This is a genomic window from Paenibacillus sp. NPDC056722 (genome assembly GCF_042790635.1).
GTDB lineage: Bacteria > Bacillota > Bacilli > Paenibacillales > Paenibacillaceae > Paenibacillus_AQ > Paenibacillus_AQ agri.
This window is the reverse complement of the sequence record NZ_JBHTYV010000021.1, coordinates 17,353-30,632: the sequence shown is the minus strand read 5'-3', so window position 1 is coordinate 30,632 and position 13,280 is coordinate 17,353. Positions and strand designations below refer to the sequence as shown.

The 13,280-nt window shown below is 49.6% G+C and carries 13 protein-coding genes and 2 riboswitches; of the genes, 4 read left to right on the top strand and 9 right to left on the bottom strand.

All coding sequences use genetic code 11. The annotated features are described in order from the left end of the window. Positions 1–107 precede the first annotated feature (107 nt). Both ACFRAM_RS27550 and ACFRAM_RS27545 read left to right on the top strand, forming a co-directional pair. Positions 108–401 carry a hypothetical protein gene (locus ACFRAM_RS27550; RefSeq protein WP_175369922.1) on the top strand — a complete coding sequence of 98 codons (294 nt, stop codon included), beginning with the start codon at positions 108–110 and terminating at the stop codon, positions 399–401. A gap of 221 nt (positions 402–622) precedes the next feature. Further along, positions 623–910 carry a 4a-hydroxytetrahydrobiopterin dehydratase gene (locus tag ACFRAM_RS27545; RefSeq protein ID WP_066368090.1) on the top strand — a complete coding sequence of 96 codons (288 nt, stop codon included), beginning with the start codon at positions 623–625 and terminating at the stop codon, positions 908–910. Between the two features lie 120 nt (positions 911–1,030). Here ACFRAM_RS27545 and ACFRAM_RS27540 read toward each other — a convergent pair whose 3' ends face one another. The 6 genes from ACFRAM_RS27540 to ACFRAM_RS27515 all read right to left on the bottom strand — a co-directional run bounded on the left by ACFRAM_RS27540 (position 1,031) and on the right by ACFRAM_RS27515 (position 6,911). After that, complete coding sequence (locus ACFRAM_RS27540; protein ID WP_175369920.1) at positions 1,031–1,387, bottom strand: c-type cytochrome; 357 nt, start codon at positions 1,385–1,387, stop codon at positions 1,031–1,033. Positions 1,388–1,513: 126 nt separating this feature from the next. Further along, the gene (locus tag ACFRAM_RS27535; protein ID WP_379470131.1) at positions 1,514–1,999 is read right to left on the bottom strand and encodes a GNAT family N-acetyltransferase; all 486 of its coding nucleotides are present in this window, start codon (positions 1,997–1,999) and stop codon (positions 1,514–1,516) included. Positions 2,000–2,196: 197 nt separating this feature from the next. Continuing rightward, the gene (locus tag ACFRAM_RS27530) at positions 2,197–2,691 is read right to left on the bottom strand and encodes a C40 family peptidase (RefSeq protein ID WP_379470129.1); all 495 of its coding nucleotides are present in this window, start codon (positions 2,689–2,691) and stop codon (positions 2,197–2,199) included. Positions 2,692–2,695: 4 nt separating this feature from the next. Next, positions 2,696–2,837: riboswitch (cyclic di-AMP (ydaO/yuaA leader) on the bottom strand. A gap of 381 nt (positions 2,838–3,218) precedes the next feature. Continuing rightward, on the bottom strand, positions 3,219–3,701 hold the full coding sequence (locus ACFRAM_RS27525; protein WP_379470127.1) for a C40 family peptidase: 483 nt from the start codon (positions 3,699–3,701) through the stop codon (positions 3,219–3,221). 3 nt (positions 3,702–3,704) lie between these two features. Then, a riboswitch (cyclic di-AMP (ydaO/yuaA leader) is annotated at positions 3,705–3,842 on the bottom strand. Between the two features lie 217 nt (positions 3,843–4,059). Continuing rightward, entirely contained in the window at positions 4,060–4,890 is an 831-nt protein-coding gene (locus ACFRAM_RS27520) for a hypothetical protein (protein WP_379470125.1), read from the bottom strand. A gap of 11 nt (positions 4,891–4,901) precedes the next feature. After that, positions 4,902–6,911: a M1 family metallopeptidase gene (locus ACFRAM_RS27515; RefSeq protein WP_379470123.1), complete on the bottom strand. Its 2,010-nt coding sequence runs from the start codon at positions 6,909–6,911 to the stop codon at positions 4,902–4,904. Between the two features lie 105 nt (positions 6,912–7,016). Between ACFRAM_RS27515 and ACFRAM_RS27510 the strand changes: the two genes are divergently transcribed. Continuing rightward, on the top strand, positions 7,017–7,523 hold the full coding sequence (locus ACFRAM_RS27510; protein ID WP_379470121.1) for a YwhD family protein: 507 nt from the start codon (positions 7,017–7,019) through the stop codon (positions 7,521–7,523). Positions 7,524–7,693: 170 nt separating this feature from the next. On the opposite strand, the gene ACFRAM_RS27505 is transcribed toward ACFRAM_RS27510, so the two are convergent. From ACFRAM_RS27505 to ACFRAM_RS27495, 3 genes are all read right to left on the bottom strand, one after another. Next, complete coding sequence (locus tag ACFRAM_RS27505; protein WP_379470117.1) at positions 7,694–8,176, bottom strand: AbrB/MazE/SpoVT family DNA-binding domain-containing protein; 483 nt, start codon at positions 8,174–8,176, stop codon at positions 7,694–7,696. A gap of 70 nt (positions 8,177–8,246) precedes the next feature. Then, positions 8,247–9,419 (bottom strand): copper amine oxidase N-terminal domain-containing protein, encoded by a 1,173-nt coding sequence (locus ACFRAM_RS27500; RefSeq protein ID WP_379470115.1) that lies wholly within the window; start codon positions 9,417–9,419, stop codon positions 8,247–8,249. A 232-nt stretch (positions 9,420–9,651) separates the two neighbouring features. Beyond that, on the bottom strand, positions 9,652–11,721 hold the full coding sequence (locus ACFRAM_RS27495) for a transglycosylase domain-containing protein (protein ID WP_379470113.1): 2,070 nt from the start codon (positions 11,719–11,721) through the stop codon (positions 9,652–9,654). Positions 11,722–11,854: 133 nt separating this feature from the next. On the opposite strand from ACFRAM_RS27495, the gene ACFRAM_RS27490 reads away from it, so the two are divergent. After that, a complete protein-coding gene (locus tag ACFRAM_RS27490) occupies positions 11,855–13,042 on the top strand; it encodes a WD40/YVTN/BNR-like repeat-containing protein (protein ID WP_379470111.1) in 1,188 nt (395 codons plus the stop codon). Positions 13,043–13,280: the final 238 nt, after the last annotated feature.

Below are 13,280 nucleotides of genomic sequence, written 5' to 3'. Positions count from 1 at the left end.
TATATTCTTATTTATCGACATCATTCCCTTTTTTGTGAAGTCATTTTTTCGGCTATAATGGATAAGGTAAGTTATTATTCATCAGTGAAGAAAACGGAGTGATACACATGGGCGTTAAACATGGCAGAGATTATGCAGAAATCCTGAACGAATTGACAGAAGCAGCCTCACGTATTACCGACGGATTTTTATTTTTTGAAATGGACCCGGAGGAATGGCAGGAGCTGCCACAGGAGTCGAAGCTTGAGGTATGGGAAGCGCTTGCCGAGGATCTGTTCTATGCACTGGGCAATGAACCGGTCATTGAAGTGGGGAGCGGGGTTGTGATTTACGACAAGGATACACACCGGATCAATATTTTGCTCGGCGATGAGGACTTGGCCTCTGTTGTTCTGGTTTAATAGGAATACAGGTGAGCGGAATTTGCCGCAGTCTGCCGCCCGTGGTAAAATTGACGGAGCGGAGTACTATTTACCGGGATTGAAGAATACAATTAAACCGAAAATTGTCTTTATCCTGGCACATCCCTTGGACCTCAGAAGCTAAGGGATGTTTTGTTTAAACAAGCAAAGAGGCAAGGCGATCGGAACTTTGCTACTAATAAGGTAAGGGAGGTAATAATGTGCTACTTACAGAGGAAGAACTGATCGAGCAGATCGGCAAGCTGGAAGGCTGGAAGCTGGTGAAAAATACGATTACACGCAAATATATGTTCAGCGATTATATGAAGGGAATAGCCTTCGTCGATGCGGTGGCCGCCATTGCGGAGGCTTTTGACCACCATCCGCATATTACGATTGATTATAAAGCGGTCACGCTTCGCCTGACGACACATGAAGAGGGCGGAATTACGCCGTTGGACATTCGTGGTGCACAAGAGTTTAATGAAGCCTTCGAGAAGGCCCGCTAGTCAGTCGTATAGTCCTTTAACATAGCAATGGTAAAAGAATACTCATACATGCGAAAAAGCCCGTGTCGCAGGATGTAGATCCTGACACGGGCGTATTTGTGTTGTCTCTCTAATGAAGCTCTACTTCTTCTCAGCCAGCCATGTGGCCACGTTCGCAATTTCCTCCGGCGCCAGCTTTTCCTTGAAGGAAGGCATTTGGCCCCGTCCTTTGGTTACTATACTGTAAATCCCGGCAGCGTCATGCTGGCCACCTTCGTTTTTCAAGCTAGGTCCTATCCCGCCCTGAAGCTGATCGCCATGGCAGGTGATACAATTGGCTTTCACAGTCGCTTCTGCCTTGGCGGCATCAAGCTGAATTTCAGGCATAGTAGGCTTGTTCTGTTCCGCTACCTCTTCTTTACCTGGAAGTGTGAACATTAGAACTACCGCAAAGGCACAGGCGGCAAAAAACAATCCGCTCATGATCCATTTTTGCATCCCCAATCGTCCCTTCTATGTAAGCTGCTCCCTACATTATAGCGGAAGGTGAAGCGTTATCATAGCATTTGTGGCAAAAAAATGAACGACTATGCGATACTTCTCTAAACTTCCTTTAACAAAGCATCATTTCTCATAGACCATACAATAAAATGGTTTACTTCCAGTGGGTGTCATTCGTTCGTAAGTGTCAGTAATCGTAAAACCACTTTTTTGATAAGTCCGAATGGCCCGCTGATTCCAGGTTAGTACCTCCAAATCGATTTCCCGCTCAGGGTAGCGTAGAACTGCAGCTTGGACGATGGCACGGACAAAGTGTTGGCCCATTCCGTGACCACAAAGCTCTGGACGCATACCAATCCCCAGACGCACCACACCCTCCATCGGGAATAGCTGTGCGAAGCCACAGAGATCGCCTTCATCGTTCAGCACAGACACATACTGCTCACTGCGCAGCCGGGCATCGCCAAACTCAATGCCGAGCTCCTCCATCTGTTGCCAGGGCATCCAGCCATATATATTGTAAGGAGGCTCATAGCTCCATTGGCAGATGTCTTCGGCATGGCTGGTCTCCATGGGTACCACATGGAACGTAACAGGTAAATGAATCATCGGGTGAGACCTCCTTTCCACAGGATAAAGCTCTATAATTTAATTATATACAAAAAGCATAAGATCAGGCGCAGAAAGTCAGGAAAATGTTGTTTGGTGAATTTCAGGAGGGGTAATGAAGAGTAACAGAAACGACAAAAAAGCCCTTCTCCAGATTTCGATAAAATCGGGAAAAGGACTGGCTTATGACTTATAAATTATTGTACATCGTCAAAATCTTGAGCATCCGTCGCAAGCGCCTGATAAGCATCCGTGCTCATCACGCGTTTAGCACCCACATAACGACTAACATAATAGCTTTCACTCAGCGAGCTGATCGTTACACCACGAGAAGATGAAGCATGGGCGAATTTGCCTTCGCCAACATAAACGCCAACATGGGAGATTCCTTTGCCACTGGTATTGAAGAATACCAGGTCGCCCGCTCTAAGTTCATCACGGGACACCGTGGAGCCCATCTGATATTGGGAACCGGATTGGTGTGGTAGGTCAATACCGATCTTGTTGAAGACATACATTGTAAAACCAGAGCAATCAAATCCACTTGTAGTCGTGCCGCCAGCTACGTACTTGGTGCCGATAGCCTTGTCAATCACCTTATCCATCTTGGAATCGGCGAAAGCGCTTCCTGCTCCAATAGCGGTAAGCATCATTGAAAAGCCAAGCACTGCTGCTGCTAATTTCTTCTTCAAAAGTGTAAACCCCTTCCAATGCCTACGAGGTTAGCTTAAGGGTTCGGTTGAAGGTCCCCTATGACCCCTCTTCAAACAGGAGGTCAATTCACCCAAAGTGGTTCCCCCGTTTCCCTAATGATTAGGGAACTCGGCATATACCGTTGATTAGAATTAGACTGCTATATGAATACATGACAAAACCTTATAAAAAGGTGACTCAATAATTACAAAAATGTTACTAAAAACTCACTGCGCTAATTGTAACAAACACAGCGTCGCTTGGCAATCATTTATAGCATATTTGTGCGCAAAAAATGGGATTTTAAGAGCGGATTCTCACTATTAACGTTGAAAATAGAGGACAAACTAAATTTTCCAAAATTTATTGAGTTTTTTGGCGCAAAATATGATTCATCTATTCCAAAGAGGTGTATACGTATACTATAAAATAGGAAAAACCCGGAAATTGACTATGATGATAATCAAGTCTCCGGGCACAGTATAGGTATGAGGTTAAATGGAATGATTGTATTTTAGAGGTTAGTTTAGTCGTAGGCAACCGCTTTATAAGCAGTTGTGCTCATGATTCGTTTGGCACCAATGTAGCGATCAGCCCAGTATTTCTCACTCAGTGAGCTAATAATGACACCGTGGGAAGATGAGGATTGAGCAAATTTACCATTGCCGACGAAGATACCGACATGAGATACACCGTTGCCGAGTGTGTTGAAGAATACGAGGTCTCCTGGACGCATTTGACTGCGAGAGATGGAGGTTCCTGCGTTATATTGCGATTGGGATGTGCGCGGCAACGAAATGCCGATGCTTTTGTATACATATGTAGTGAATCCAGAACAATCAAATCCGGCCGTGCTTGTTCCTCCAGTTTTGTAGGAGGTTCCGAGGGTTTTTGTAATAACCGTGTCCATTTTGGAGTCTGCTGAAGCGCTATTGGTTCCGATACCGATGGCGAGTGACAAACCTAGTGTGGCTGTAACAATGATTTTCTTAAAATTCTGTCTGTTCAAAAGATGTACTCCTTCCAAGGCCTGCGAGGTTAGCTTAAGGGTTCGGTAGAAGGTCCCCTATGATCCCTCTCTTACGAGATCAATTCACCCAAAATATGGTTCCCCCACTTCCCGGTGCAAGGAATTCGGCGTTTTATGCACCTAAAGTGTGACGTATCGACAACTGCATACATGACATAAGCGTAGATATTAAGAAATACCTTCAAAAGATTACAAAGTTGTTACTAGTAGTACAGAAGCCATTGTATCAAACCCGTTACCATTTTGCAAATCGCTCTGCTGAAGATGACAAAAAAAGAGTCGCGGCTCCTGTTATCCAGGAACAGTGACTCTTCTAATATGCCCTGAGGGGACGGATTTATTGTGGAAATGCTTTACTTCTCCATAGGTCATATTGAGCCGCAATGCCCCACAATTTGAGGAGTGTGGACGGGAGCGGAAGGAGTTGGCGGATCAGGAGTGCAGGCAAGCCAGGGAAGTAAATAATCCCCAAGGCGTAGAACACCAAGAGCAGCAGACTGCCTGCTCCCATCACGATTGATACCCCTATCGCGGTGAGAAGGCACCGTAGGGCGATTAGCAGGGAGGAGAACATGCCAGTTCCGGCTGTATAACCAAACTGCATGTACAATAGCAGCAAGCGGATAACATATACATAGGCACACCAAGCCAGAATATAGGGAACACCGTTCAGCAGCAGCTTATAGTCCATTAAAGACGACAGCAGCAGTGCATATATCTTGGGTGCGAACCAGTAAACGGGCAGGAGGGCGAGTAGCCACTCTACCAGGCTGAAGATCAGCACGGACAGACCATGCTTTTTCATGCCGGGGAAAAAGAACAGACCGCGTTCTCCTGAGCGCTCCTGATGCAGCTCATGAAGCAGACCCGCCCGAATGAACGGGGAAATGAGCAGTCGCAGCAAGGTTAACCCTAACAGCAGGCATAGCCAGCGCTGTACGTCAGGGTCGGAGGTAAGACTATGCTGACCCTCGATGTAGAACAGCAGCCTGGCCATACCGCTGCCCCCCGCGTTGTGGTCGGGATACCGCAGTAGGACTGATACTACGGCCTCCCGTACTAAACCATACATAAAATAGCCCCAGAGCAGCCGGTAGATGAATAGCAGTATCAGAATATAAGTTTGCTCCTTCAAACTTTGCCAGCCGCGAATAATTGATGTTTTCAAGCTCATCCACCTCACCAGACCAGAGTTCCAAGCACAGTTTCAAGCAGTTTCGACAAGGTTAGCGTCCAGCGGGAGAGGGTATCCGGCTTGATCTCCGCCAGCCTGAAATTGTTGATATGTTTGTTCTCCAGCAGAAGGGTGTGCTGGGGATCGATCTCTGCCGACAATAGCGGGGAGCTGGAGATCAGCTGGAACGCTGTATTCTTGTTGTCCCCATTCCAGACTCGCTCCACGGTGTGGCCATCAGAGAAGGTGAATTTAATGGGGACATTCGCGTAGTGGCTACCTCTGTTGCTGACCTTTACGATGGATTCGTAGCCTTGGCCGGTGCCGGCATTTTCTTTGGTACGCATCTGGATATCGTCGATCGAGAAATCAGGAGCTCCGCCGTCATAGATATAAAGATCGAAATAGTTCTGCCATGATTTCTTGGTCACGTTCTCTACGACCTTCTGAAAATCACGGGTAGAGGGATGGCGGAACCGGTATTTATTCGCATAGGTGGACAGGATGGTATCCATAGTTTTAGTGCCGACCTGCCGTTCGATGTCTTTCAGCACCAATTTGCCACGGAGGTAAACATTCTGGGTATAAGCATTTGCTCCGCTATATTTCCAGGTTTCCAGTGTGAGGGCCTGAGGAGAGGTCACCAGGCTGGCTTGAATGGGCAGATTGGCCATCACACCGTATTCTTGCTCCATTAGACGGTCTTCGGCATAGGAGGTGAAGCTCTCATCCAACCAGGCTTCCTCAAATTCGTTGCTGGCTAACATACCATAGAAATATTGATGGCCTATTTCGTGAACCACCGTTCGTTCCAATGAGGTGTCTGGAGAAGACTCGGATGCACCGAAGGCTGTAATCAATGTGGGGTATTCCATTCCTCCAGCCCCGTTGGCATCCTTGGGCGGAACCACTATTGAGAGTGTGGAATAAGGATACGGCCCGTACCATTTACTAAATGCGCTTAGGGCAGCCTTCGCAGCTTGGAAATAACGCTCCTTGAGGTCTTTATGCAGCGGGTCCAGGTATAGCTTGATTCGCACACCAGGAACTTCCGGCGTGGAGAAGGCCTCTTCGGTGACCACAAAATCAGGAGAGGCAGCCCAGGCAAAATCATGGACGTCGTCAGCGTAGAATTGATAAATTTTCTGATTCTGCTTTAGTTTAGCGGTCTTCACCGGGAATCCGGTGGCAGCCACGGTATACTCAGGAGGCACAGCTATCGTCACATTGTATATGCCAAAATCGCTGTAGAATTCTGATGTCCCGTGGTACTGATGCAGATTCCAGCCTTCCTGGGTTACTCCGCGGGTTCCGGCGGGTTCATAGACGCTAATCTTGGGAAACCATTGTCCGGCCATAACGAAGTTTCCCGCGATCCCCATCCGGGCGAATACTTTGGGTAGCTTGACCTCAAATTGCAGCTTGAGGGTTACACTTTCCCCGCCGTTTACGGGTTCAGGCAGATGTAACTTCACCAATGTGCGGTCATTGATATTTCCGTCATCGGGTTGAACATACTGCACTCTCTGGATGAGAGAAGTGCCTTCTGAGGTTCGCACATCCGTCAGGATCATGCTGCCGAACCCATTGTCGGGCATCTTGTCACTTCGCAGCTCACCGCCGGATTCTTTCATAAAAGTCGTATTGCGGGATTCAAAGGCATTGGGATAGAGATGAAAATAAAGATCGCTTACCGGCTTACGGCCGGGATGGTTCCAAGTTACTGTCTCTGCGCCTTTTAATGTGGCTGTCTCCGGTTCAAGCTTCACGTCGATATGGTACTCGGCGACTCTTTGACTCAGCGCCTCGGACACGGGAACGGGTGCGCTCTCCGGGAATGCCTGCTGCGCGTTGCCCTTTCCGGGCGAGACAGCGGGGGACTTGGCCGCTTTTTGGGCAGACATGCCTGCCAAGGCAGGGCTTGCACCTGGGTAGCTCCACAAGCTCCCGCCCAGCAGCGTTAGGGCGGCCAGAGCCAGAATGCTGATTTTGGTTCGAAATGTCGGTGGCTTCATACTGTGATTCCCTCCCGTTGACAAGCATCTACGGGATGTATATGTTTGCAATCGCCGGATTATTAGCTAAAATTAAATTATTCGTAAGAGGAAGGGCGTGCATCTGTGGATAACAAGCAACCGGAAGGCAAGAAACAGATTGCCTTGAATATTGTCAACGCGAAGAGCAAACATAAAGGATTTGGAGCAGGCTCAATTGATTTGAACAATGTGTCCCCCGTCATTATTGATAACGGCGAAGCTATCATTGATATCGGGGCTATGCACGCTAAGAGCAAGGTGGAGAAGGGCATTAAGTTCTCCATGAACCGTGAGGATGTTCCGAACGGGAGACAAGTCTGGGTCGTATGGGTAGCTGTAGACCGGACAGCCGAGGGCCAGCACTACGCCGGAATTACGGCTTGTGAGATGTGGATTGACACTGAAGCCCGTCGCGGGTGGAAGATTCTGGCCGAGCATGTGAACAAACTTGATTCTGCGTTAAAACGGAAAGTTATTGTGGAAGGGCTTGGCGAACCGGAAAAGGCGGCGCTGAAATCCCTGCTTATTTCGCATAATGAAGAGTGGTGGGAAACTTCGAGGGAAGAGCTGAAGGCGGCACTATCGGAATAATCTTCAGAATTTTGCCGGATTTATCCGTCCGTTAAGCAGACATCCCAGCAAAAGGCTGCATCTCCTGTACTAGGGGGATGCAGCCTTTTTAGTATTCTATAATTGCTAATAGAGCGGAGTGCGGCAACTCAGGCAAATCGAACGATATGGATTCCTTCCGGTACAGCCGATCAGCCGATCTTGGATTGCCTCGGAGCATTAAGCTTGCGCTTTAGTTGGCTTACCCGCGCTTGGCTGATTCCCAGGATCTCGGCGAGCTGCTTCTGATTGGCGAATGGATGCTCTTCAATGGCCCGCTCCAGTCGCTGTGTCATTTCTTCAGTCTTCTTCCGTTTGACACTGCTGCCAGGGTCGGCGGTAGCCTGAGGAAGGAGCGGAGAAGGTTCAGGCTCCTGCGGGAGACGCTCCGGATCACCGAGTTCCTTCAGGCAGCTGTTGCAGATGAATTGATCCTTGTAATAGCTCACGTGGTCCAGACTTCTGCAAAAGGTGCATTCCGTGGAGGTGTACTTTCTAAGCACAATAACATCCTCATTCATAATGAAAAATTCGATAGGATCTCCAATGTCGATATTGCGTGTCATGCGGATTTCCACAGGAACCACAATTCTCCCCAGACTGTCCAAATTCCGAATCATACCCGTATCTTTCATACCATGTCCCTCATTCACATGTTTAGATTTGGTGTTTCTTTTATTATAACAGAAATGTAAATTATTAGAGTTAAGAAAGCGTATACGTGAAGTGAACCTGTCGGTTATCCTCGAAAGACGTCCAAGTAAAGGATAGCGTATTGCCCGAACGTCCATTATATTGGAGCCGGTCGCCCGGATAATCAAAGTCCCAGTTCGGGTACTGCTCCAGCCAGGCCTGATCCTCTGACCCTAGAAGCTGTGTATAGAGCGCTGTACTTTCCCCGCTCTTGCGATCAATCAGGAACAGTGTTCCTTTCTGGTACGGACGCACCAGAAGGAAGTCCTCTTCGATGGCTTCGAGGGCAAAAGTATCGTCAATGCCGGTGAGCTCTGCTAAATTGCAGGTTTTGAAAATATGACCGTCCGGATTGACCAGGTAAAGAATGCTTTTGTTCATCATGACCAGATTTCCTTGATAGGCGGAGACATTCTCTTTCATCCCGAGATTGCGCATTCCTCCGTAGCTACTTACGGCCTGGCGAACCAGTCGTCCTTCATGCAGCAAAAACCGATAGTTACTGACATGAATATGTGGCTCACCAGAGGCATTATTAAGATCAAGTACATAGCTCGTTCTGTTCACCGTACGCACGCTGAGAGTGGTCCAATCCAACTGACGAACATTAGCGATTCCTGCCCTTACAGGTCGCCTCCCACTTTCTCCGCTATAGACAACCCCCTTTTCCTTATGTAGCCAGAACAATTCCCGCCCAGATACCGCTTTGAGATACCGTTCGGTGTATGGAACAGTAACATCTAGCTTACCGTCCCACCCAACAGGAAGGCTAAAGGCTTTGGTGAACAGGGTGGTCGGTACATAGGTGATGCCATCTCTGATGAGTGTGGGTGCACCTAGACTGATCACTTTATTGTCCGCCGTGTAGGCCTTTGTTTGTCCAACCTTTAGGCTAAGCGCCTGATAAAGACCGGTAACCTCAATACTGGATTTGTCTGCGTTCCACAGCACGTGGAGATCGAGCAGTGGTGCCATTTCTTTTAAAGGTAGGTAGATGGCGCCTTGCTGACGGAAGCCGGCATGTTCCAGCGATCGCCTGGTTTGTTCTGTCGGTGCAGCCGGAGAGACAGTAGCGGATCCTGTGCCAGCCGGAGCTGCTAGAGCAGAGCCTGATACCAACGAGCAACCCACGCTTGCGATAAAGATGATTGCGGCCCCATAGACTGCCAGCTTTGAGGGGACCATGGACAGACCTCCTTTATAAGGATACGGAATAATAAGCAGATATTTTCTGTCTGTGCGTAGAGGTTGCGGGGGTTATCTATGCCTTACATCCCAATACCCAGTTATAGGTTCTTAAATAAAAACCTCTCCGATTCAAAGGTCCAAAGGGAGAGGTTGCTTGGGGTTCTATTCTTTTATACCCAATTTTGGGCTGACGAAACGCTGAAATCCAATTCTTTATACCCAAGTAGGCCTAATTCATCCACCAGCGCTTGATATCCTGCCATAGGGAGTGACCTTCACCGGGATCATCTTTTCCGGGAACGGATTCTTCCGTTCGGTGGGCCTTTTCTCCTGCCCCGTGCAGATCGCAATATGCTGTGGGTTCTGTGCCGCTGATGAAGGTCTCCAGCACCTTGTCCGGACAATCGGCTGTAGCCAGCTTGCCGGATTGCTTATCAATATAGACACTAACTACACCGTCTGGAATTGGAAAAATCTTAGGTGGTACGTTTTCCAGCGCTTTCTCTGTGTACTGGGCAAAAATCGGGGCAGCGCGCCTACCGTCTGCCGTTGCGATATCCCGGCCTTTGTCGTATCCGACCCAGACGGCCGTCGATAATTCGGGGGTGAAGCCAACCATCCAGCCATCGGTATCGGTCGTGCCGGTCTTGCCGGCAACAGGCCGTTTGATAATGGAGGCTACGCGGTTCCCGGTGCCCCCGGTCTCGAACACGCCCTCCATCAGCCGGGTCAACACATAAGCTGCTGCCGGTTCCACTACGGCCTCTCCCTGAGGCTGAGGTGCCTCGTACAGAACGACTCCCTTGGCGTCTGTAATCTTCAGGATGGCTGTCGCAGGCATCCGGACACCGCTTCCGCCGATCACGGCGAAGGCTGAGGCCATTTCCAGCGGACTGACCGGTGAAGTGCCCAGCGCCAGGGAAGGCACGTGCTGGAGCGGGCTTTTAATCCCCATCTCCGCAGCCATCTCTGCTACCTTGTCCGCTCCAATCTTCATGATCGTATTCACAGCATAAATATTGTCCGAGGCAGCAATCGCCTGACGCATATTAATTTCACCCAGATACTTGTCGCCAAAATTACGGGGCTGGTAGGTCTTGCGGTTATTGTCATAATGGAACAGTGTGGGTTGGCTATTGAACACTGAAAGTCCGTTCATCGTCTTGGAAGACAGGGCCGCAAGATACATAATCGGCTTGAAGGAAGATCCGGGCTGGCGGGTGGTCGCCAATGCGTGGTTGAACTGGTTATTCCGGTAGTTTTTGCCCCCCACCATCGCTTTAATGTAGCCGGTGCGTGGATCTATGGATACCAGGGCCGTCTCCAATTCGCTAGCCGGGTCCATTCCTTTGCCGACGGCATCCTCTGCGGCTTGCTGCATGACCGGGTCCAGAGTGGTGTAGACATTCAGTCCACCCTGTTCGAATTCGTCGCTGTCGATATCCAGCAAACCTATCGCCAAGCCACGCACATAATCACGGAAGTAGGGAGCGGCTACGGTGGTGTCTTTTTCCCCTTGCGGCTTGAAATTGAGCTTCTCCTGTGCCGCCAGCTTGGCCTCAGCTTCTGTAATGTCGCCAAGCTCGGCCATAACAGACAGGATGAGCTGCTGGCGATTCTTGGCGTTGTCTATGTGATTGTAAGGGGAATAGTAAGTTGGCCCCTTGGGTACCCCGGCCAGCATCGCACTCTCTGCGAGGTCAAGATCCGCTGCTGATTTGCCGAAATACATTTTGGCCGCGGCTTCAATACCGTATGCTCCGTGGCCGTAGTAGATTTCATTTAAATACATGTTCAGGATTTCGTCTTTGCTATATTTCATCTCGAGCTGCATTGTATAGAAGGCTTCCTTAATTTTGCGGGTCCAGGTCTTCTCATGGGATAGATAGAGATTGCGTGCAAGCTGCTGGGTAAGTGTACTGGCGCCTTGCGAGCGGCCTCCTTCCTCCAGATTGACGAGGATGGCCCGGGCCATGCCCTTGAGGTCAAAGCCGGTGTGCTTATAGAATTTGCGGTCTTCAACCGCCAGCGTAGCTTGAACAAGCAGCGGCGAAATATGACTCAGCTCCACTGGATCGCGACTGCGTCCATCTGATGTGAAGGTGGCCAGTACATTTCCCCGGACATCAAGCAGCCTGGAGCGGACATCGTCCAGGGTAGGCGGCAGATCTTTCTGATATAGGTATCCCAGCAGGGCTCCGGCGGCCAGCAAGCATAAGATCGTTAAGGCTGACAGCAGCCGAAATGCCCGGCGGAGAGGACTTTTGCGTTTAGGCGGGTTGGCGGAATTGCTAGGCATTGCACCAGACTCCTTTCTTGCTCTTATCCTCATTATGGGAAAGGAAGTGACAGGATATTCACTGGGGCGGGGGAGGTTCTGACAGAGTAACAATTGCAGCACGGGGTATATATTAAAAGGAGGTGTTATCCCTATGAATTGGACACATCATTGGCACAGAGCAGCATTGACGCTCTTTTCAGCAGGACTGCTGGCGCTTTCAGGCTGGGGAACGGTTGCTTCTTCCGCACCAGCGCCCCAATCAGCTGCAGCAGGTACACCGGTTTGTGGAACGGGCGATCATGGTTTGCTGGAGGATTTACAAAAAAAACATGCCCAGCAAGCTGAAACGCCACTCACCTTCTCAGACATTGCATTTCTGAATAGTGACGGCCGAGCTGTTGGTAACGGCTTTATGATTGGCACCTCGGACGGCGGGTGTCATTTTCAAGAAATTTATCACGGACAGTGGAACTTCAAAGGAATTTCTTTTCCCGATAATGTGCATGGCTGGGCAATTGCTTCTATTGGAGAAGGACAGGCCAACTATCTGATAGCTAGTACAGACGGCGGCTCTACCTGGAAAAATCTCTCCGGGAAGGCAACAGCCTTCGACCGGATTGACTTTACGGACAGTAAGAACGGCTTTGCTTACAGCCGGAATGCAGTATTTACCACCAAGGATAGCGGCCAGAGTTGGACGGAGATTCCGACACCCGCCAATACGCGGGGTGCCTATTTCAGTAGCCCCAGCAGCGGTTGGAGTGTTGTCGTGGCACCCGGTAAGGGTTACCGGGTAATGAAGACGACTGACGGCGGATCAACCTGGAAGCTTTCGCTCCAATCCCGCATTGCTTATCCAACAAACGGTGAGATCTATGCGAAGGGCAACCAGGTATATGCCCTGCTGTATGGCGACTCAGGCATGTCGCAGACCTCATATTCGCTGTATGCCAGCTCAGACAAGGGCGGGAGCTGGAAGCGTGTAATTGCTCAGGCGACAGCCGGTGGTGGGCCTGCGCCGGGCATTGGATCGGCACAGCTCAAATCTGGGCCGGCATCCGGCAGACCTGGCAACATGCAGTTGGTTGGTAACAGCACCGCTTTTCTCGTCGGCTATTCTCCCGCTGGAGAGCAGGTTGCCGTAGGACGCACCGTGAACGGTGGCAGGACGTGGAGTAACTTGAAGCCTATACAGGGATTCGAGGGTACTATCTCCTTCCCGGACAGCAAGCATGGCTGGCTCGCCGTAAGGGAACAGGATCAATCAGCTGTATATGCCACCGCGGATGGCGGATCTACCTGGAAGCAAAGATTCGCCTTCAAAGATGCGGTAAGGTAGCTTCAGGCCGCTAGCTAAAGAGGAAGAGGCTGCTCCAGTCCTATTATATGGCTGGGGAAAGCCTCTTTTTGTACTTGGCGTCCATTGTTTAGTTAGTGAGCGTCTTTCGGTTGTGTAAGGAGCATCTATAGAAGAGAAAAATATGAAGCAATGAATCATCATCTTTGTAATAGCAGGGCAAGTGTCTTTTTTGTGTCGCTATGGTAAAATTAGATTCCGTGGAATCTTGCTCGAATAA